This is a genomic window from Lysobacter sp. DMC104 (assembly GCF_056313665.1).
This window is the reverse complement of the sequence record NZ_JBQUZW010000013.1, coordinates 1-20,555: the sequence shown is the minus strand read 5'-3', so window position 1 is coordinate 20,555 and position 20,555 is coordinate 1. Positions and strand designations below refer to the sequence as shown.

Here is a 20,555-nt window from a genome sequence, read left to right as displayed (position 1 = left end):
CCCGGACCGCAACCGCGGCCCGCGCCGGCGGATCACGATCCGGTGCGGAAATGCGCCGGCAGATCGATCGGTGCCTCGTGCAGCGTGTCGATGCGCATCGCCAGCGTCCGCCACGAGAGACGCAGCAGCCGGAACGCGATGCCCGCAAGCAGGCCGAACGCGACCAGCAGCAGCGGGATGCCGATGAGCGGGTGCGTCCGCATGAACCGGGTCACGCCCCACTGCTGGGTGACCCGCTGCATCTGCGCAGGGCCGATCACGGCATAGAGCCATCGCGCCGGCGCCAGCATCCGCTGGTAGATGGCGGCCTGCGCATCGGCCGAGACCAGGCCATCCAGGAACCAGTCGCTGTGCGCCGACGCGACCACGCCGTCGACCACGATCGTCCCGGAGCGGGTCATGGGATTGAACGCCCCCAGGGTGCGGAAGCGACGCACCGACACCACGGTCGCCGTCGCCATCGTGCCGTCGCCGGCGCGATGCCAGATCGTGTCGCCGGCCTTCAGTTCGTCCGCCCCCACGATGACGCGACCACGCCAGTGCACGTCGCCACCCGGCGCGATCGGCACGAAATGCCGGGGCGACAGCTTCAGCCGCGCGCCGCCGGACAACGCCACGTCGAGATAGTCCGCGGCGATCGACGGATCGTCGTGCGTCATCAGGTAGACGTCCTCGTAGCCGATGCTGCCGTCGTCGCGCACGACCTGGACACGGTCGCCGAGCCGCAGGTTCTCCATCGTGCGGACGCTGCCGTCCGCCAGCCGCACCGTGGCGTCGGACGGGAAGCAGCTGCTTTCGCAGATCGCCGCGCAGTTGCCGCGTGCGCCGCAGGTCTGCGAACAGAGCGAAGAGCCGCAGCAGATGCCGCCGGGGGACGACGGCTGGGGGCAGGCACCGGCGCAGTTCGGATAGCCGCTGCCCGTGCCGCCGGCGCGCGCAGCGACGTCCGGGGCTTCGCCGAGTTCCGCCTGCGTGCGGTACGCACCTGCGCACAACGCCAGTTGCCCGGCGGTGATCGGCACCGGCGCGCCGGCCGCCTGCGTCACCCGCGCGAGGGCGGCTTCGGCATCGAACGCCGCACCGCGCTGCCCGCGCAGTTGCCGGTGCAGATCGCCGAGCACCGCTTCGACCTCCGGCGTCTTCGGCAACGCGTCCAGCACGGCCACGCAGCGCTGCAGCGTGGCATCGGCCGATGCCAGCGTCGTCCGGGCCGTGTCCGCGGCATGCGATGCCGCCGGCGCGGCGGCGGCGGCGGCGGCCGTGGCGCACAGGACGAATGAAAGCACTGCAGCCGCCAGCGAGAGACCCGCGCGACCGGATATGAACGACGGGCGCTTCGTGCGCCGGCTACGGACCGGATGCTGCATTGTCGTCTCCTCCATGAGATCGGAACTCCGTGACGCCATCGCCCCGTCCGGGCATCCCTGCCGCGTCCTCGCGTGCCGTGCGGCATCTTGCGAGACGGAACGAATCCTGAAGCTTCGTATAACACCCCTGGCGCGACAGCGACAAGCGGGCTGTTGCGCACGACGCGCATGGTCGCGACCGGCGTCACGCTCCCGTGCGCGATGCCTGACACATCGCCGGGACCGGCGCCAGTCTGTTCGGTCGCGTGGACGGCGGCGACAATCCGGGCCTCTCGCACGTCACGCAGATCCCGATGTCCAGCACCACTGCCGCACCCGAAAGCCTGCCCGCGCCCGTCCGCTCCGCCGCGGCCATCGCCACCGTCATCGCCGACACCATTGCCGCCGAGATCGCCGCGCAGCCGGCGCAGGTGCGCGCCGCCGTCGGCCTGCTCGACGAAGGCGCGACTGTGCCGTTCATCGCGCGCTACCGCAAGGAAGTCACCGGCGGCCTCGACGACACGCAGTTGCGCGATCTCGAATCGCGGCTGGTCTACCTGCGCGAACTGGAGGACCGTCGCGACGCGATCCTCGCCTCCATCGCCGAGCAGGGCAAGCTGACGAAGCCACTGCTGGACGACGTGCTCGCCGCCGACAGCAAGGCGCGGCTCGAAGACCTCTATCTGCCGTACAAGCCGAAGCGGCGCACCAAGGCGCAGATCGCGCGCGAAGCCGGGCTGGAGCCGCTGGCGGACGCCATCCTCGCCGACCCGACGGTCGCGCCGGATGTGCGTGCCGCGGCGTTCGTCGATGCGGACAAGGGCGTCGCCGACGCGGCCGCCGCGCTCGACGGCGCGCGTGCGATCCTGATCGAACGCATCGGCGAACACGCCGCGCTGGTCGGCGAACTGCGCACGTGGCTGCAGCAGAAGGGCGTGCTGCGCGCGAAGGTGCTGCCGGGCAAGGAAGCCGCAGGCGAGAAGTTCCGCGACTACTTCGACCACAGCGAATCGCTGGCCGGCATTCCCTCGCACCGCATGCTCGCGCTGCTGCGCGGCCGCCGCGAGGAAATGCTGTCGCTCGACCTCGAACCGACCCAGGACGTCGAGCAGGGCCACGCCTACGCCGAAGGCCGCGTCGCGCTGACGTTCGGCATCGCCGCGCAGGGCCGCGCCGCCGACAAGTGGCTGGCCGACACCTGCCGCCTCGCGTGGCGCGCGCGCCTGCTCACGAACCTCTCACTCGATCTCGTCGCCGCCGCGCGCGAGAAGGCGGAGAACGAAGCGATCGCCGTGTTCGGCGACAACCTCAAGGACCTGCTGCTGGCCGCACCCGCCGGCCCGCGCGCGACGCTGGGCCTCGACCCGGGCCTGCGCACCGGCGTGAAGGTCGCGATCGTCGACGCCACCGGCAAGCTGGTCGCGACCGACACGATCTATCCGCACGAACCGAAGCGGCAGTGGGACGCCTCGATCGCGACGCTGAAGAAGCTCTGCGCCACGCACCGCGTCGAACTCGTCGCCATCGGCAACGGCACCGCCTCGCGCGAGACCGACAAGCTGGCCGGCGAGCTGATGGCGAAGCATCCGGAACTGAAACTCACGAAGGTCGTGGTCAGCGAGGCCGGCGCGTCGGTGTATTCGGCGTCGGAACTCGCGGCGCGCGAATTCCCCAATCTCGACGTGAGCCTGCGCGGCGCGGTGTCGATCGCGCGACGCCTGCAGGACCCGCTGGCGGAACTGGTGAAGATCGAACCCAAGGCGATCGGCGTGGGCCAGTACCAGCACGACGTGAATCCCTACGCGCTCGCCCGCGCGCTGGACGCGAAGGTCGAGGACTGCGTGAACGCAGTCGGCGTGTTCGTGAACACCGCCTCCGCTGCGCTGCTGTCGCGCGTGTCCGGGCTGTCGGCGTCGGTCGCGGAGAACATCGTGGTGTGGCGCGACGCGAACGGTGCATTCAAATCACGGCGCGAACTGCTGAAGGTGCCGCGCCTCGGCGAGAAGACGTTCGAGCAGTGCGCCGGCTTCCTGCGCATCGCCGGCGGCGACGAACCGCTGGACGCCTCGGCGGTGCATCCCGAAGCCTACCCCGTCGTCGAACGCATCGTGAAGAACTGCGGCCGCCCGGTGGCGCAGTTGATCGGCGATGGCGCGACGCTGCGCGGCCTGAAGCTGGAACAGTTCACCGACGAGCGCTTCGGCCTGCCGACCGTGCGCGACATCGTGAAGGAACTGGAAAAGCCCGGCCGCGACCCACGTCCCGAATTCAAGGCCGCACGCTTCGCCGAAGGCATCGAGAAGATCGCCGACCTGCAGCCGGGCATGGTGCTGGAAGGCGTGGTGACGAACGTGGCCGCGTTCGGCGCGTTCGTCGACATCGGCGTGCACCAGGACGGTCTCGTGCACATCTCCGCGCTCGCCGAGAAATTCGTGAAGGACCCGCGCGACGTGGTGAAGGTCGGCGACGTGGTGAAGGTGAAAGTGATGGAGGTCGACGTGCCGCGCAAGCGCATCGCCCTCACCCGTCGCCTCGACGACGTGCCGGGCGAAGCGCGCGGCGGCAAGCGCGATGACGCACGCGGTGCGGGCCGGCCCGACGATCGCAACAACCGTCCGCAGGGCCGCGACGCCCGCGGCGGTCAGGGTGCGAAGCCGCGCCCGGGCCAGTCGGCGCCGCCGGCGAACACCGCGATGGCCGACGCGCTCCGCGCGCTGAAGCGCTGAGGCAACGCTGACAGCTTCGATGCGCCCCGCATCACGGCGGGGTGCGTCGGCTTACTCGAAGTGGCCCTCGCGCAGCCACTTCGTCGCCACCCATTTCTCGCCGGCGATCACCGGCGCGCCGCCGTGCAGCGTGCGGGTGCGCGGGTCGGGCTGCTCGTAGGAAAAGAACAGCGCGCTGCCGCGCTTGGGCATGAAGCGCATGCCGAGATCGGGGAACGTGGTTTCGCCGCCGCGTTCGGGTTCGCGCAGGTACATCAGGAACGTCGCGATGCGCTGGCCGCCGCGGGCCAGCACCGCTCCGGCACCGGGACCGTTCGGATCGAAATAGTCGTAGTGCGGTTCGTAGCGGTCGCCGGGGCGATAATGCAGCACCTGCAGGTGTTCGCCGCGCTCCACCGGCCACGCCAGCAGGCGCGCGACGCGGGCCTCGATCGTGCGCACCAGCGCCGTCTCGCCGCGGGTGAAGAACATGCCGCGACTGGTCCGCACCAGATCCTTGCGGCTTTCGCCGGTCTCGATGTCGACGGTCAGCGAACGCTGCATGCGCGGTTGCGCGAGGTCGATCACCGCATCGCATTCGGCATCGCTGAGGAAGCCGTCGAACTGCATCACTTCCGGCGCGTCCATGGCGGCCATGACCGTCACCTTGCGGTCGCCGAGGTCCACGTGCATCGCGCCCTCGGACACGATCGGCCTCGGCATCTCGGCCCGGCGCGGCAGCGCGGCCGGCGTCGCGACGGCGGGCGCAGCGGCCGCCGTCGCGGCGCCATCGCCCCCCGCGCGGATCGACATCGCCTGGGCGATCAGGCCCATGGCCACGTCGCGGTTCCAGCCGCGGTCCCGCATCGAGCGCAGCAGCGCCTCGGCGGGCTGGCCCGCGCGGATCTGCTCGACCAGCCACTGCCTGATCTCGCGATAGTCGGCGTTGAACATCCTTTCTCCCTCGAATGCCTGCGATCCGGTCCGTGCCCGCACGCGCTGCGCAGGGGGCCGCCAGCATAACGAAAACCATCGAAATCCCGCCGGCCGGGAGGCATGGCTCCATCCGGTCCTACCCGAGACGAATGGGCCTAGACAAAACGTTCTAGACAAGTCAGTCTAGACAACATAGTCTAGATCCGACCCCGCACAGGACGCCCCCATGTCCCGCACGCCCCGCCCCACGCCGGCCGAACTCGAACTCCTGCGCACGCTGTGGCAGCTCGGCCCATCCACCGTCAAGCAGGTGCATGAAGCCCGGCAGCAGGAGCGACCGGACCTCGCCTACGCCGCCGTGCTGCGGCTGATGCAGATCATGCATGGCAAGGGCCTGCTGACCCGCGACGAAAGCCAGCGCTCGCACGTCTACGCCGCCGCGCAGCCGCAGGACTCGCTGCAGACGCGGCTGCTGGACGACCTGATCCACAAGGCGTTCTCGGGCTCCGGCAAGGAACTGGTGATGGCGGCATTGCGCAGCGGCAGCGTCAGCGACGCCGAACGCGACGAGATCCAGCGCTTCCTGGAGGACACCCGCGATGTCTGACGCCGCCTTCGTCCCGGTTCTCGCCAGCGTCCTGATCGATTTCATCTGGCAGGGCGCACTCATCGGCCTGCTGGCCTGGCTGGCGCTGACGCTGCTGCGCAATGCCCGGCCGCAGTGGCGCTACGCCGCGGCCTGTCTCGCACTGCTGGCGTGCGCGCTGCTGCCGATCGCACGGTTCGTGCTCGCGGTCGGCGCGGCCGGCGATGCGCCGATGCCGGCCGGCGCAGCATCGATGGCGATCCCGGATCTCGCCATCGCCACGCAGACACTGCACGCCGGCGTTGCCTTCGCCCTGCCGACGCCGCCGGAAGCCTCGATGGCCTGGCTGGTCGCGCTGTGGGCCTCGGGGGCCGGTCTGCTGTCGCTGCGGATGCTGGGCGGCGCGCTGTGGCTGCATCGCCTCTGCCGCGACGCGCGCAACGAGGCCGGCCCGTGGCAGGCGCGGGTCGACGACCTCGCCCGCCGCCTCGGCGTGCGGCGCGCGGTCGCGCTGCGGCTGACCACCGACGGCGACGGCCCCGCGACCGCGGGCTGGTGGCGTCCGGTGATCCTGCTGCCGGCGGCCGTCGCGATGCACATGCCCGCAGACCTGCTGGAAGCCCTGCTCGCGCACGAACTCGCCCACGTCCGCCGCCACGACTACCTCGTCAACCTGCTGCAGCGGCTGGTCGAGACGCTGCTGTTCTACCACCCCGTGGTGTGGTGGCTGTCGCACCGCATCCGCATCGAACGCGAACTCGTCGCCGACGATCTCGCCGCCACCGCGCTGGGCGACCGCCGCCGCCTCGCCATCGCCCTCGCCACCCTCGATCGCCTCGCCGCCGCGCCGCGATCGCCCTTCCCGCTCCCCGCATTCGCGCAAGCCGCGCACGGAGGTCATCTCATGTCCCGCATCCAACGTCTCGTCCGCCCCTCGCGCCGCGCCCTCGGCGGCGCCGTGCTCCCGCCGCTGCTCGGCCTCGCCGTGGCCGCGGGCGCGTTCTACGCCCACGCCCATCTGGCGCCGAAGCCGGCCGCCGCACCTGCACCGCACGGCACTGCGCCGGCGAACGCCTCGGTGGTCGCGTCACCGGACACGTCATACATCGCCGGAACGCGCACCGTCGCCCGCGCCGACGACCGCCACGACCAGACCGCCTACGCGCTGGTCCGCAAGGGCGAGGATGGCATGACGATGTCGGGCAGCCACGACGATCGCGATACCGGCGACATCGAAGCGGCACGACGCGGCATCGACGGCGATTTCCTGTGGTTCCGTCGCGACGGCAAGGCCTACGTGGTGCGCGACGCCGCCACGCTCGCGCAAGCCGACGCCGCCTGGGCGAAAACGCGCGAACTCAGCGCGCAGATGGAAACGCTGAGCGCGCGCATGCAGCCGCACCAGGAAAAGATGCAGGCGCTGGGCGCACGCATGCAGGCGTTGCAGGTGGAGGTCGTCCAGCCGCCGGAAATGGAAGCCGCCCGGGTCGAGATGGAGCGGCTCGGCGAACGCATGCAGGCGCTGGGCGAGAAACAGGGCGCGCTGGGCGCGCGCATGGCCGGCGCCGACGAAGCCGAACGCGATCGCCTGCAGGCGCAGATGGAAGCATTGTCGGCCGAGCAGGAAGGCCTCGGCCGCGAAATGGAGCGCCAGGGCGCGATCATGGAGGCCGCCGGCGAACGGATCGAAGCCCGCACCGCGCCGATGGAAGCGATCGGCCGCGAGATGGAAACCGCCGGCAAGCCGATGGAAGCGATCGGCAAGGACATGGAAGCCCTCGGCGCCCGCATCGAGCGCAGCGCCGCGGACGCCGAAGCCCGCACCCGCCGACTGATCGACGACGCCTTCGCGAAAGGCCTGGCGACGCCGGCACCGACGCGGCAGTGACCTCACATCAGGCACCATGGTCTCTCCATGGTGGCAGAGTCTCTTTGCACACATTCCGTTCCAGCGCACTCGCGGCGCTGGAACTGGTAACGAAAGAGCTACCTGACTGTTGGAACCGGCGACATCCGACCCGTTTTCGGATCCGGCACGCGGAATACCCACCGGCTACCGGACGCATCCGGTGATCGCAGCACCGCTACAGCATCATCACGATAGAGCAGAGTTCCGTAGCCGAACTGCTCTTCATCACGCGCTACCAGTACGCGATCAGCATCAACGCCTATCGGCATTACCCAGATCAATTGATCGATGCTGCCTACCGCTGCACGAACGATACCGTTCCGATCGTTCACTTGGATGTAATTGATACCCGCCCTCTGGAATTGGTAGACACGCCAATTCGGATCGAATGATCGATCTACAGCGACCGGATGCGTCTGCCCCAAACCAGAAAGCGACCTCGGCGCCCCATTTCCATCACCGGGACAGCATTGTGCAAAGGCTGGAAAGGCGGAGGCCGCGGTGACCACGAGGATGCTGGACAGCGCAAACTCACGAATGAACGTGCATATCAACATCGAAGCACCCCTTGGAGAACTCTGACGATCACTTTTGAGCCGCGTCCCTGCCGAGTTCGCGATGCTAATATTTGACGCTTCATCGCAAGTCGCTGGTTAGCTATCAACTGTATTAGCGCATCTCTGCGTCTCGCCACGCGAGAATTCATCGATGGGCTCAACCTGTCCAGAGCCAGAGCGTTTGTGGACCCGACATTGATGCCGCAGCCATTAGAGTGAACGAAATGATTCATCAAGAACCCATTGAGGCAAAAAGGAAAGTCTTGAGAAATCATATTGATCGCGATGCCCTCCGCCTCTCGGTGGCGCCGATGATGGACTGGACTTATATTTCTATTTTTATCAATTAATTCAACGATTTATATTATAACAAAAAAAGTGCGTTGCACTACCGTAGCTAACCAGCTGCGGTTACCAGCAACTCCGGCTCAGGCCATTGGTGTTCTTGTTGCTGCCGCGCGGCCAGGAAGTACAGGCGTCGGCGAAGTAGAAGTCGGCCCTCAACGCCGACTCAATGACCCGGCGCCCGGCGAACTCCTTGCCGTGGTCGACCATGCACCGCAGCTAACAGCCCGCCCAGCCGCCCGATGACCGTACCTGCGACGTTCTCGGCCTAGCGATCGGGCAAACGGGCAAGCGGGCGCAGCCAGTTAAGATGCACGGTCATGGTCACCACCACGGCCGTGCCGCAACCGTAAATCGTGTCGACCAGCCAGTCGCTGATACGGCTACGTCGTTCGACCACGGCCTGGCATTCGCGCAATCTGCGCCTGTTGCGAAGCTGGCCGCAACTATCGCCACAACTGCGCCGAAGTCGCTGACACCGTCGGCGCTGGACTCAGCGGAACTGGCTGCCGCCACGACGCTGGTCGGCATAGAAGTGCCGGTAGATCCACTCATGGCTGGCCAGTCCGGTCGTACCGGCGATCTGCTACAGGCTCAAGTCACCCTTGAGATACGCCTCGATGCGGCCGATGCGACGAACATTGATGCACGGTCGTAAACTGGCATTGGAGCGCCTCACCCGCCTCAAGGCATACCGCCTACTCCGGTTAGTGGGACGGGCGAGCGCTGCTTCTTCGCAGCTACCCGCTGATCGTGTTGGATGCGCGATCATGCCGACAGCCGATGGGCCGCAGCGACAGGCCAGCGTCGTTTAGGGCATGCATTCGGTATCGTTCCCGCGGGTTCAGGTAGCCATCGACCATGGGCAGCTGCACTTAGCAATGAAGCAGCACAGGCTAATCCGCTGGTTTGCGTCATTCTGCTGGGTCTCACGATTCGAAAGTGAACGCGCCATCAGAAATCTCAAGTCTCTGCGCGGGAAATTTGTATTATCGAAGCCTCCCCCATTCCTCCTACACGACAGAAGTGTTAAGCAATTTCTCAAACGGATATGCTGGAAAGTGCCATCGCCGAGCGGGCAATCGCCCACACGAAGATTAAAGCAGCGCACGACCGAGCTTTAGCTAAAGCTGTCGACTTCACCTAGGAAGTGCGATTTAAATGTGAAATTGGCGGTGTTAGCTAGAGATAAACAAAGCACGCGATGCGCGCAAGCCGTGAAATCGAAGATAAGTTCTTCTTCCTCATGACGTAGACGGTGGCGACTAGGTTGCTCTTGCAACCAGTAAATTTTTCGTACCATCTGCCTCAGCAGTTCACCTTCTTTATCGCCCCCAACAAGTAGTGCAATTCGATTGGCGATACTGTGCACGCGCGGCTCCAATTCATGCTTTAGTAAAACGCCTTCCACCGCCGATACACAGCCCCTCAGCCGATCCAGTGGGTCGACGAAAGTCATTGACTTGCTGTATGCGAGAAGGCTTGCGCGCACAGCCAGCGCAAATTCGCTCAACCCATTAGAAATTACAAGGGATGCAGCCTCTTCAAATAATTCTGTCTGCAATTCAGAGATTTGTCTCTTGGAGAGACTCCAATGACCGATATTTTTAGGCAGCACATTCTCGCTGTAGATCAACCCGTCCTGAAGAATAACTATCAATCTAGCGATTGGAATGTGCTCTGCGCCGTTCAGCGAAAGCGGACTGAACAAATACGATACTGCTGCTGGAGGGGAGAAGAAACGTAACAATCCAACAGCATCTTGCGCGAGCTGCAAGGCCGCTTCCTTCGCCATCCTTGGTTCGGCGGTCACTCTGACGAGCACTGCAGCATACCCTTGAAATTTTCGCTTCATGTCGTCGAGCAGTTGCTTGACTCTATCCTGCTGTTCCGCATCTTCCGAATGCACCTTCGTGGCAAGGCCCTTCATAAAGGCAGCAGTGATCGGCTCTATACGCACAGGCCCAAAGGTGAATGCCTCTTCGACCTCCATATAGGCGATCGGCGCCCAGACCTCAACCGACGTGACCTTCTCGCGAACGATCTTCATAAGCTCAACTGAAAACGGCGTCGAAGCACCAGACTGGAAGCGAGTCCGGGCCCAGTCCACAAAAACTTCTTTTGTGAATAAGTCGCTGATACTTTCACGAGCCCAAGCTGACTTCTTGACACTAGAGAATAGAGCCTCAAACAAATCATTATCGTTCTCCGTGAGGCCGTAGAACTTGCCCTTTTGCTGGATAAAAGCAAAGGCAGCGGTTCCATCCTCCTGCTGACCAGAGTAGACAACGGGCCCGCTCAGATCTTGATCGGTGATAGTGATCGCCTCCCTTTCGCTCCGAAAGCTACGGGTTGAATTCCGAAAATAAAGCTCGCGAATTTTCCCAAAAAGCTCCAAGGCAATCCCATCAAGATCATTGATTCCATCTAACTTAAGATCAGAAGCAGTCTCCAGGTCCGGAACCAAAGGCGTGGCCACCGAGGCGTTGGCTAGTCCAGCTTCTGAATCAGCTTCTTCAAGAGCCGAATGAAGCTCATCTAGCTCCTTCAGCTCACGTTGATGATGATCCGAAAGCGAAGCCTCTAACCACCCTTGGAACTGACTAGCCAGAACCAAATATTCTTGCGCGAACTCTTGAACATCAAGATCTGCCCCTGCCTTCTCTAAGTATGTTCGCGCCGCAGACTTCCAGCCCTTCCACTCCAGAAGAGAGGCCGTGCTGATGCTGATGCCGGTTTCCGCTGTACCTGACCCATCAGTGGCTTCAGGCGCAGCGGTGAATTTCATGAACATATGGGAATTAGGCAGACCTCGATGAAGCATGTAATTGCGGAGACCTTGCACGAATTGAGCAACAGGAGACTGCGCAAATGTGGCGGCCACTTGCGCATCATAGGCCGCCATGAATTCGGTGCCTTCGTAGTTCTCACGCATATGAATGCGCGTGTGCTCAACGAGTGTTAAAGCGGATGCCACGAAATTGTGTATATGCCTATTTATTTCGCGATGCGCTTGAGTTCCCGCATCCCTATTTCTCGTCATCATGAGTGCCACCCCTTGACTTGGGTCCTTCACTCTGTGAGTGGCCTCGATGAGTTCAATCGCGTTGATTTGAAATACGTTGAAGGAAAACGTGCGCATGTGGGCACGATTTATAACGGTGGTGCCGGGCGATTCCATGATCCTACGGCGAATATCTGCAGCAGACTTTAGCTGGCTCACTTCCCCATCCCTCTCGATTAGCAAAATGCTTTCTTATACTACCAATTTGCAACAGGCCAAGAAAATATATAGAAATACTCAATCGCCCGAGCCCGACCAAAGCATCAATGCGACACGCCCCACATGAGGGCAGCCCCCAAAAGAAGGCGCCTACTATCCTGATATCAACCCAATAGCAAAAACGCCCACCCCAAGGAAGCCGACCCTCTTTCATCATAAAGAATCAAATTATTTTATTTTCCACAACGGTCCTTAAAGATATTTCGCCAGTCTTCGTTCAGGCCATAAATTGCTTCTTTCAACGGCCACCCCGGCGCACTCTCGATGACGTGAACAAGCGTCCAGGCAACTCCAAAGCAGTCGTCCGGACCCAACAACCTTGCCAACTGCAAGGCTTCTTCATCAGTGATCGGCTGATGGATTTCCGTCAAGAGACCATGAAATTTTTGGAGGGCATCTGGGCTAGCGTCATCGGAACCAGGAAGCGGCCCAATTTCTATGAGCGCAGAAATCGCTGACTGCATGTATCTCTACCTCAAAGTTTGACGCCAAGCCAAGATCGCAACACCCATCGGGTCACGCGATTATGCCAATAGGCGGGCTCCGTCAGCGCGGAGCCTACCTATCAGGGCTATTTTCTGGAAATCCTGATTCCATCAGGATCGCAAATTTTGCTTATGAGATCGATAGCCCCTGTCGACGATAGGAGCGCCTCATCTACGTTGATATACAGTGGGCCATTCAACCCAAGAGCAACTGCGGCTTTCTCGTCAAAGGAAAAGCAAATGCCGTCATGTGACACGACAATTTCGCTGATTCCCCCATAGCAAGATCTGGACTCGTCCGAAATCTGGACGTGAACCTTATCCATACCAAGGGCCCTGTCTTGCTCATCGAACTCATGCGACCTTTGCAAGATGAGGTATTTTCCATCGCCATCCGGTCGCTCAGAAAATCCAATGAGGTCCATGACATCATCGGAGTGCACAGCGACGTACCGCGCGATGATATCTTCAAAAATCACCACTAATCTCCTGCCTAGTCCCAATACATGAAAACGGCGGCACTCCATCCAAAGACAGAGTGCCGCCGAAAAAGACATCCCACTAAACAGACAGAGAGAAGCGCTAGGCAGGCCGACCTTGGTAGACACCGACCATCAAAATGAGTTCAGGCTCGCCTTCGACTTCGGAAACCTGTATCTCAGGAAAGGGGCCAGCTGCCTTTGCCACCTTGGCGGTGAACACAACCTCAGCACCCACAGGGGTGTCGCGCCATTCCTCTCTGTGCTCATTGGAGACGTTAACGAAAAGGTAGTCACCTCTCAGCACTTTCCCATGATCCAAGGCGACAAAGCCTGGACTCATTTCAAGGCTGATGCCCTGTGCATACTCTTCGTGCAGCTTCTTCTCCAGCACCTTTCCTTTCCAGGCCACAAAGGCCCCGGAAAATTCATCTGAAATGCTCGACTCGTCGCGACCCGCACGAAGCATGGATGCGACGCGCTCCATGAAAGCAGCCCAGTCTCCAGAAAATTGGTCCATGCTTTTATCCTAAAAAATCCATACCAACAGACCGCCCCGCCCCTACAACAGACAGGCCCACTCACTCGGAGTGGGCCTGTTTTTGATCATCGGGAAACAAGACCATCTAGTTTCCACAACGGTCATTGAGGATATTTCGCCAGTCTTCATTCAGGCCAGAAATTGCTTCTTTCAACGGCCATCCCGGCGCAGTCTCGATGATGTGAACAAGCGTCCAGGCAAGTCCGAAGCAGTCATCCGGACCCAGCAACTTTGCCAGCCGCAAGGCATCTTCATCAGTGATTGGCTGATGGATTTTCGTCAAGAGGCCCTGAAATTTCTGTAGGAAATCTGGACTAGCGTCATCGGAACCAGGAAGCGGCCCCATTTCCAGAAGCGACGAAATTGCGGACTGCATGGATTCCTCCTTTAAGGCTTAGCCATCAACCACGGAAAGTTGACCCGATAGTATTCTATCAAATCGAGCATGCCTGAATTGTAGCGTCCTCCGACGATTCTTCGAACATCCCTCAGATCTCTGGCAAGCACATCACGGAAAGCCATACCTGCTTCTTGCTTGGCTGTAATTGAGCCAGCGTAACCATACGTTCTCGTTAGAACGTGCTCAGCCTCCGTCATCATCAACGCACCGCCATCCGCGCGCGAGGTGAAATTCGCAGCAACTTGTGGCATGTGATGCGGCGTCAACTTGTCGCCCTTGACACCTCTCTTGGCAAGATCAGCAAAGCGACCAGCTTCACCGGGGACAACTGCTCTCTTACCACCGCCGCAGGCAATAGACTGCGTTGCGCGAGCGATCCTCTCCGCTTGGCGCTGCGCTAGACGCCTGGCAAATTGCGCAAACGTTTCTCGTCTCGCAGCGAGAGCGGCACTTCTTGCAGCAAACCCCAAACCCACACGGATGCCCAGACGCGGAAGGATGAACCGCATGGCCAGCCTTGCGCCAAATTGAATATAGAGCCCATCGGGATCGCTATGCATCATCGGCGATCCGTTCGCATACCCGTAAGTGCTTGGGCCGGCCGCCAAGCCAATCGGGTCGGACTCAACGTAGCGCCCCGTCGTCGGATCGAAGTCACGGAAGCCGTTGTAGTGCAGGCCACTGACGGCATCGAACTGCTGCCCCGGGAAGCGCATGTCCAAGTTGAAGACAGCACCGTCCCCATCGGGGTCTTCCTCGGGGTAATCGTGGCCGTAGGCGTCGCCCAGCGCCTCCCAGCGCCACACTGCGAGGTTGCGCACGGGATCGATGACCGCGCGCGGGCTGCCCAGTGCGTCCGCTTCGACGTAGTACAGGGATTGCGCCGATCCAGTACCCACCACCAAGCCCACGGGCAGGTCATCCAGCCAGATCGCGATGCGCTCCAGGCTGCCGGTACCGTTGAAGTCGCCCAGCCAATGACCGTCGGTGTCGTAGATGGTGTAGGTGTTGATCCCATAGGCGGTCTTGCGGATGCGCTCGCCCAGTGCGTTGTAGCCATACGTCGCGATGGGCGCCGTGCTGGTCACCGTGCTTAGGCGTTCTGCATCGTTGTAGCTGAATTGCCGACGCGGGCCGCCCGGTGCGTTGGGATCACCCATGCTCACCAAGTTGCCGACCGCGTCGTACTGGCGAGGCTCGTCGCCTACGCTCGTGAGCCGATGGCTGTCCGGCGCGTAGCCGTACGAAAGCGTCTGGAAGGTATAGGTCGGTGTTCCACCGCCAGGACCGCCCGAGACGCCTGATGCAACCCATTCGCCCGCGGTCAGCCGATCGCCGGTGCGGTCGTAGGTATAGCGTTCGAGCACCAGACCAGCCGCGTCCTTTACTTCGAACAGGCGGTCGAGCCCGTCGTATGTGTAGGCCTGCTCGACACTGGCCGCACCATGTCCGCTACGCAGGCGGCTCAGCCTCCCTGCGTCATCGTAGGTGTAGCGCAAGGCGATGCCAGGACCGGTGCCGTTGACCGGGCCATCTTCCACCGCCATGGGACGACCATCGAGGTCAAGCGCACGCCGCAGTTCAAGGCCGTTGCCGAACGACCAACGCTTGACGGGACCGAATGGGTGATAGCTCGCGCCGCTCAGCAGGACCTGACGGCTCCCGTTGCGGGTGACACCAATTTCGGCAATACGCCCCTGAGCGTCGCGGACATAGTCCACCTCCACGCCGCCCGGATACATCATCTTCTGCAATCGCCCGCTGGCCTCGTAGACCCATCGCACCGTGAGCGAGGAAGCTCCAGCACGCTGCACTTTGCGAACGAGATCGCCGAAGCGGTTGTAGCAGAGCGTCGTGGACCCGGTCGCATCCGCGAATCGACCCAGCTGCCCGACCAGGTACTGCTCGCCCGCTGGACAGTCGCTCATGGCGATGTCGTAGCTCAGGGCTTCATCGGGAACAACTGCGGCGTAATCGACCGTCTTGAGGCGATCCAGCGCATCGTAGCGATACTGCGTCGACTTGCCGTTCGCATCGAGTTCGCTGACCGCGTTCCCGGCCGGATCGTAGGACTGCGTCGAGAGGCCGGTATCGGGGCTGCGCAGTTCGACCATGCCGCCGAAGGCGTCGTAGCGATACTCGGTCGCCAACTCCTTAGGGTCGGTGATGCGCGCTATCTGATCGAGCACATCGTAGCCGTAACGGATTTCGGCCGACTCAGACGTACTGGTCGCATTCTCGACGCTACTGATCAGACGTCCGAGCGGGTCGTACCCCCGGGTCGCCTGCCGCCCCAATGTGTCCGTCGCTTTCGTCAGCAGACCGCCGGCGTCGTAATCAAACACCACGGCGTGATTCCCCGCATCGGCGATGGACTTCAGCCGACCGAGCGTGTCGAACGTCCGCGACAGCGTCTGTTGCAGCACCCCGCTCGCGTCCCGCACGTCTTCCTGGATGGGCTGCCCTGCGCTATCCAGCGTGTAGACGATCCTGTTGCCGTCACGATCGACCACGGCGCTGATGCGCTGGGCATCGTCGTACTCGAAGGTCAGGTAGTTGCCGTCAGGTTGGATCAACCGATGGATAAGGCCATCAGCCGTGTACTCCAGTCGCTGAATTCGATCGTCGGCCTCACTCGCGTCGTTCGTCCCGCGGGTCTTCGTGGCCGTCGGTCTCCCGAGCGGATCGTATTCGAACTCGGTGACCACGCCGTTCGGGTCACGGACCGACGTGACGCGGCCGCACGCATCGTGCGAGAGGATTTCCGTGATTTGGGATTTCGCGTTGGTGATGTTCCATAGATCGCCCTTCCGCCATCCGCAGGTGGCCGGTGACGTGGAGCAGCCCTGCGCATCGGCAGATCGGTACTCGAAACTGGTGATGTCGACAACGTCCTGCACGTTATCTCGCGCCCCATCGATGGCGAGCAGCAGTCCGACCATCGGACAAGCCCCCGCCGCCACGTCACCCGCCTCGCAGTAGGTGTTCGTCGTTGTGTGCTGGACTCCGGTGACCGGGTCGACATCGGAAGTCGTGAGGACCTGCCCTCGACCGTTGTAGGTCCAGGTGGTCCTGGCCTTCACTGCACCCGTAGCGTCCAAAGTCCGACGCTCCGTCACGAGGTTCCGCGTGGGGTCTCGCACGATCTCTTGCCGACGCTGTTCCGGAGTGTCGACCGCTTCCGTGACCGTGTTCAGGTAACCATTCGTTGGGTCGTAGCCATAGGTGGTCTGGACGTCGCGTCGATCCGTCTGACTGACCAATCGTCCCTGCGGATCGAAGGCCTGCACGTCCTGCTTCGTCTCGCCGACCGTGGACACGCCCGTGATCCGGCGATAGAGGCCGGGCTGGATCGTGAAGACGCGTTGCTCACCGCTCGCCGATGTGACCGTCGCCTGCGTATCGCTGTCGTAGCTGACAGTCGTGACATGGTTCGGCGTGCCGAAGATGCGGCTTTCGACTGCGCGCCCGCGGGCGTCGTAACGGAACGAAGCGAAGCGGCGCCCCGTCTCCGCAGTGATGCCCGTCAGCAGATGCCGCTGGCTGGCATCCCCCACAAGACCGGACTCATCGTAGTGATACCGTTTGAGGACACCGCCGCCGTAGTCCACGAAGGCCAGATTCTTGCCTGTATCGTAGCCGTAGGCGATGGAAGACCCATCCGGAAGGACGACGCGGCTCATCAGCTGATCAGCGTTGTACTCGAAGCGCAGTACGCGCCCCTGGCCATCCGTCGCCGCCGACAGCATCCCGTTGCCGTAGGAGAGCACCACGTCCTGCCTCGGGTCGTCCGGATCGCGGATGGCCGTCAGGGCACCGTTGGCGTTGAACTCATGGACTTCGCCATCGGGAAGACGCAGGCGCCAGCGCACTACGTCGGTGGGCGCGTATTCCAGAAACTTGTCCGTCGAGTTCTGTCCGCGATAGTGGTTCGTCGACACCGTGTCGAACCATTCGTAGGCGCCCGTTTCGTCGACGAGGCCGCCAGGCGTGGAGCCGTAGACGATCAGCTGATCGCTGAAGGTGTGCGTCCACCCTTCGGCGAAGCCCGGGTTGTTCCGGAACTGTCGCAAGGAGTGGTAGTAGCGGGAGAACGTCCGCCCCGCGAACGTGAAGTCCGGTTCGACACGCGATTTTTCGCCGGTCGCCGGATACAACGGATACGGGCTGGCCGCGCAGCTGGCGCATTGCTCGATCGGGCCGGTGATGATCCTGTTGATCCCGTCCGGCTTGAACTTGCACAGCACCGGAATGATGCGATCATCGACGCCGTCGTTCGGCTTGAACGTATCGCCGATGCGCTCGTATCCCGCCGGGCATCGATACGTTTCCTTCTTCGAGATGCGGATAGTGAAATTGTTGGTCGTACCGTTGCAGGTGCGTATCGCTCGATGCTCGGTCTGTCCGTAATCGATCACGCCATAGGTCCAACTTCCCAGGCCGTTCTCGTGCGGCGTGATCGCCTTGTAGGGAGGGACACGGTCCGTCAGGAAGATCGGCCCTTCGTGGCTGCAGTCTGGCCGGGCATCACGCAGATACTGCATAACATTGCCGAGGAGTTCGCTCTCGCTGGAGCAGCCGTCCGGCATGTTCGGATCGTTGCCCGGCGTGCAGTTGTGCATCGTGCTGACGATGCCGCCGCTGCTGTTTTCCTCGATGTAGCTCGGCCCGTAGATCGCCGAGGCAGGCTGGTTCTTCACGCGGTAGTAGTACGCTGCCCTCCCCAGGCTCGGCTGAGGATTGGTGTCGCCTTGTTCGAGCAGATTCGCGATGGATGCGTTCTCGGGCGCGGCGCGCATGGCCTGTTCGGCCTGCGAGCGCGTTGCAAAGCACTGATCGCCTGCAACGCCCTTGTAGCAGTAGGGCAATGGCTCCTGCTGCGCCCACACAATGGCACCCGCGCACAAGGACAGCACGACAAGCACGATCGCGATTCGATATCGACGCACCAGCCTTGACACCACCCGGTGTCTCTTTGAATTTTCCATAGACTCGGTTGTCTTCATTTTTCTTCTCCAGACCTCACTGTTCACTTGTCACCAAACCCCTCGTTCTGCGGGGGCCATCAACTTCGACAGATTTCGATCCTTGAACGCTGCTCCTCATGGGCATGCAGGGCCGATTGCATCGACGATGCATTCGCTCAATAAGGTGCAGCCATTTTCCTGTTGCGGAAGAGAGCCCGCGTCATCGGAAACTTCTCCGCTTCCGGCTATTTCCCCATCCCTGCCAAAACACAGGCGCCCCGCTGAAAGTATGCTTCTCGCCTGACGCACCAGCTGAGACGGTGCATGCGAGCCTTGGGACCTGTCTCTGGCAATGGGACATGTGCAATTTCCTGGGTGCTTCTCCGTGCGGGTTTCGTCTGCTCCGGAGTTGCCGATCCGTCCTCAACAGAAGAAATACATCAGCAGACCAAACATCGATTTGAAGATGAAAAGAAGCACGCCTTCCGGAAAGTCATGACTGCTATGCGACGCCTTCAATTTCTGCCGCAATCAAGCCGCCCTCCCGGGCCGTTCACGAGATTGGTGCCAGATCCGCCAGTAGATTTCTTCGCGGTGCACCGACACCTCGCGCGGCGCGTCGATGCTGATGCGCACCTGTTGTCCGGATCGCAGGCGCGACGTGCCGCCGTAGCGGTCTTCTCCGAACAGGACATGGACCGCATCGCCGATCCGCAGGCACTCGCCGGCCAGCAGTGCGGCCACGTAGCGGCGTTTATGCCGCTGCCGGTGACGCAAGGCGGTGAGCGGCTCGCCATCGCCATCCACGATCGACAGATCGCCAGGCGCGACAATCGCCACCGTGTAGTGGTTGCGTACCTTCCCGCGGATCGTCAGGCGCACGTGGTCGCCAATGCGAATGCTCTCGCCCACGCGACGAGTCAGGACCAGCATGGCTGCCTCCCGGGTTCCGTCGTGCGCGCCAGCTTCGACGTGCGGCGACGCGGTGGCGGCGTCCGCACGATCCGAAGCACCTTTGGCGGGTCGATGCTCAGGCGGATATCCCGCAGAGCTTGTGCTCCGTCCATCCGCAGGCACACGGCCTGCACGGCGATCGTGGTCGGGCCCATGGTGAAGGTATCCCCGTCACGCAGCGCGAGGACGTGGGCGACGCGCCCGATGCCGGATGGTGCGCTCGCGTGGAATCCGTCGACGCCGCCAAGATCGTGGCGCGCCGACGCATCGAGGTAGACGTACAGTACGTCGTCGATGCGGCCGGTCAGGTGCAGGCGCATGTCCCGGCCGATGGTGATGGATTCGAGCAGGGTGCAGTCGAGGATGGGCATTCAGATCCCCCTCGCGTGCTGAAACGCGGCGCTGCCTGTGGCCGGCGACCAGGAAGGCAATGGCTCAGTGGCGCGAGCTGGCCGTCGCCGGGCGCCCGCAGGAGGGACGTACACGGGCGGCGGCACAGGGAACTGGCTGTCAACGCCCACGTGCAGGCTTTCCAGACAGTCCGCGGCCAGTTCGACCACTTCGCCCGGCAGCCAGATGCGGACCTCGTACAGGCCGAACTGGAAACGGCGGCCCCCATAGAGCGAGAACAGGTAACTCCAGACGCCGGCCCGGCCAGAGACGGGATGGACGGCCTCGCCGCCGAGGACCAGATAGGTGCCCGACGGCGCCCAGGCGCCGAAGGCGATCCGCTCCCCCTGCCGGGCGTGGATGGTGATCCCTGCCTTCTCCCCAAGCCGGAGGCTTCCCCCGATCTGGCACGTAGCGATACGCATGCTTCTCCTTCCTTGTGACCCGCGACCTCTCTGTGGCCGTCTCGGGTACGCCGAAGAAATTAAGCTATGCCTAAATTATTTGTCAATGACTTTACAACTGCTTTGCATGGGCTCAAAAAAACCGATACGATCCTTATCATGGATAAGTACGCGCGCGCCCTGAAAGAAGCCGACGTCCCCCCGCTTTTGAGTAGCAGCCGGATCTGGAGTCCAATTCCCCAGAGAGAGGAGATTGGACGTGAAGAAG

The 20,555-nt window shown here is 62.6% G+C and carries 16 protein-coding genes; 4 read left to right on the top strand and 12 right to left on the bottom strand.

Features of this window, described 5'->3' with window-relative positions:
- Positions 1 to 32: 32 nt before the first annotated feature.
- A complete protein-coding gene (locus ACT53R_RS15990; RefSeq protein ID WP_476172904.1) occupies positions 33 to 1,286 on the bottom strand; it encodes a Hint domain-containing protein in 1,254 nt (417 codons plus the stop codon).
- Between the two features lie 374 nt (positions 1,287 to 1,660).
- Between ACT53R_RS15990 and ACT53R_RS15985 the strand changes: the two genes are divergently transcribed.
- Positions 1,661 to 4,072 (top strand): Tex family protein, encoded by a 2,412-nt coding sequence (locus ACT53R_RS15985; RefSeq protein WP_476172903.1) that lies wholly within the window; start codon positions 1,661 to 1,663, stop codon positions 4,070 to 4,072.
- Between the two features lie 51 nt (positions 4,073 to 4,123).
- Here the strand turns inward: ACT53R_RS15985 and ACT53R_RS15980 are convergent, their stop codons facing one another.
- Complete coding sequence (locus tag ACT53R_RS15980) at positions 4,124 to 5,005, bottom strand: 2OG-Fe(II) oxygenase (RefSeq protein ID WP_476172902.1); 882 nt, start codon at positions 5,003 to 5,005, stop codon at positions 4,124 to 4,126.
- A gap of 208 nt (positions 5,006 to 5,213) precedes the next feature.
- Between ACT53R_RS15980 and ACT53R_RS15975 the strand changes: the two genes are divergently transcribed.
- Together ACT53R_RS15975 and ACT53R_RS15970 are read left to right on the top strand one after the other, a co-directional pair.
- Positions 5,214 to 5,594 carry a BlaI/MecI/CopY family transcriptional regulator gene (locus ACT53R_RS15975; protein WP_476172901.1) on the top strand — a complete coding sequence of 127 codons (381 nt, stop codon included), beginning with the start codon at positions 5,214 to 5,216 and terminating at the stop codon, positions 5,592 to 5,594.
- A complete protein-coding gene (locus tag ACT53R_RS15970) occupies positions 5,587 to 7,461 on the top strand; it encodes a M56 family metallopeptidase (RefSeq protein ID WP_476172900.1) in 1,875 nt (624 codons plus the stop codon). The genes ACT53R_RS15975 and ACT53R_RS15970 overlap by 8 nt, the downstream gene beginning before the upstream one ends.
- A 98-nt stretch (positions 7,462 to 7,559) precedes the next feature.
- Here the strand turns inward: ACT53R_RS15970 and ACT53R_RS15965 are convergent, their stop codons facing one another.
- A complete protein-coding gene (locus tag ACT53R_RS15965) occupies positions 7,560 to 8,039 on the bottom strand; it encodes a hypothetical protein (RefSeq protein WP_476172899.1) in 480 nt (159 codons plus the stop codon).
- A 655-nt stretch (positions 8,040 to 8,694) separates the two neighbouring features.
- Between ACT53R_RS15965 and ACT53R_RS15960 the strand changes: the two genes are divergently transcribed.
- Entirely contained in the window at positions 8,695 to 9,042 is a 348-nt protein-coding gene (locus ACT53R_RS15960; RefSeq protein WP_476172898.1) for a hypothetical protein, read from the top strand.
- Between the two features lie 462 nt (positions 9,043 to 9,504).
- On the opposite strand, the gene ACT53R_RS15955 is transcribed toward ACT53R_RS15960, so the two are convergent.
- The 9 genes from ACT53R_RS15955 to ACT53R_RS15915 all read right to left on the bottom strand — a co-directional run bounded on the left by ACT53R_RS15955 (position 9,505) and on the right by ACT53R_RS15915 (position 20,308).
- Positions 9,505 to 11,607: a hypothetical protein gene (locus ACT53R_RS15955; protein ID WP_476172897.1), complete on the bottom strand. Its 2,103-nt coding sequence runs from the start codon at positions 11,605 to 11,607 to the stop codon at positions 9,505 to 9,507.
- Between the two features lie 233 nt (positions 11,608 to 11,840).
- A complete protein-coding gene (locus ACT53R_RS15950; protein ID WP_476172896.1) occupies positions 11,841 to 12,131 on the bottom strand; it encodes a hypothetical protein in 291 nt (96 codons plus the stop codon).
- A 107-nt stretch (positions 12,132 to 12,238) separates the two neighbouring features.
- Positions 12,239 to 12,631 carry an Imm10 family immunity protein gene (locus ACT53R_RS15945; RefSeq protein ID WP_476172895.1) on the bottom strand — a complete coding sequence of 131 codons (393 nt, stop codon included), beginning with the start codon at positions 12,629 to 12,631 and terminating at the stop codon, positions 12,239 to 12,241.
- Positions 12,632 to 12,734: 103 nt separating this feature from the next.
- A complete protein-coding gene (locus ACT53R_RS15940; protein ID WP_476172894.1) occupies positions 12,735 to 13,151 on the bottom strand; it encodes a hypothetical protein in 417 nt (138 codons plus the stop codon).
- A gap of 106 nt (positions 13,152 to 13,257) precedes the next feature.
- Positions 13,258 to 13,548, bottom strand: coding sequence for a hypothetical protein (locus ACT53R_RS15935; RefSeq protein WP_476172893.1), 291 nt, complete (start codon positions 13,546 to 13,548; stop codon positions 13,258 to 13,260).
- Between the two features lie 11 nt (positions 13,549 to 13,559).
- Entirely contained in the window at positions 13,560 to 18,578 is a 5,019-nt protein-coding gene (locus ACT53R_RS15930; protein ID WP_476172892.1) for an RHS repeat-associated core domain-containing protein, read from the bottom strand.
- 492 nt (positions 18,579 to 19,070) lie between these two features.
- The gene (locus ACT53R_RS15925) at positions 19,071 to 19,472 is read right to left on the bottom strand and encodes a carbon storage regulator (RefSeq protein WP_476172891.1); all 402 of its coding nucleotides are present in this window, start codon (positions 19,470 to 19,472) and stop codon (positions 19,071 to 19,073) included.
- The gene (locus tag ACT53R_RS15920; protein ID WP_476172890.1) at positions 19,460 to 19,864 is read right to left on the bottom strand and encodes a hypothetical protein; all 405 of its coding nucleotides are present in this window, start codon (positions 19,862 to 19,864) and stop codon (positions 19,460 to 19,462) included. Before ACT53R_RS15920 ends, ACT53R_RS15925 begins: the two co-directional genes overlap by 13 nt.
- Positions 19,865 to 20,308, bottom strand: coding sequence for a hypothetical protein (locus ACT53R_RS15915; protein ID WP_476172889.1), 444 nt, complete (start codon positions 20,306 to 20,308; stop codon positions 19,865 to 19,867).
- Positions 20,309 to 20,555: the final 247 nt, after the last annotated feature.